Source organism: Actinacidiphila sp. bgisy167 (assembly GCF_965342175.1).
In the GTDB taxonomy this organism is placed as follows: Bacteria; Actinomycetota; Actinomycetes; order Streptomycetales; family Streptomycetaceae; genus Actinacidiphila.
On record NZ_CBDRBL010000223.1, the window covers coordinates 1 to 730 of the forward strand.

Sequence of the window (730 nt, forward strand, 5' to 3'; positions counted from 1 at the left end):
CTCGCCTTTGTTGGTGTCGACGGTGAACTCGTCGGCGGTGAACCCGCCGGGGACGGCCGGTTTGAGTGGTGGCGGCTTGAGTCGCAGGTCGTGGCCCTGGGCCTGGAGGTGTTCGCGTAGGTCGCCGGTGCCGTAGGCGGCATCGCCCAGGACGATGACCGGTTCCTCCTCCTCGGCGAGAAGGTCTTTGGCGACCGCGGCCTCGTGGTTCTCGGCGCCGCTGCCTGCGGTCAGGGCGACGTCGGTGAACACTCCCGCTTCGGGCTCGAAGGCCACGTGGGCGCGGAAACCCTCCTGGTGGCGGGTCCGGTTCTTATGGATGTGCCGGGCTTCAGGGTCGACCGTGGACACGGTGCGGTCGGGGACGGTCCCGCGGGCGATGCGCCAGCGCCCGTCGTGACCGTCGGAGTCCTCGGCCGGCTCCACGTCCTGGCCCGCGACCAGGGCCAGCAGCCCGACGGCGTTCGCCGCGGCCTCGCCCAGTTGCTGCTCGGGCAGGCGGCCCAGCAGGTTGAGTGCGTCGGTGACCAGGGCGTCGACCAGGTCAGCGCGTGCCCGCTCGTCGTTCCACGCGATCTTCGGTTTGCCGGGATCGGTGTAGTCGTGGGCGGTGCACCAGGTGGCGGCGGTCTGCTCGGCGCCGGGGACCTCACGGATGACCCGCCGAATCGCGGCGACCAGCTGGGTGACGGTGTCCTGGGTGGCGACCGCGTCGTCCAGCACGGTGGAG

General features: G+C 71.4%; 1 protein-coding gene. It reads right to left on the bottom strand.

Going from position 1 to position 730, the window contains the following annotated elements:
* Nucleotides 1–730, bottom strand: a 730-nt coding sequence (locus ACRWND_RS30890; RefSeq protein ID WP_431955294.1) for a transposase, incomplete at both ends; no start/stop codon positions are given.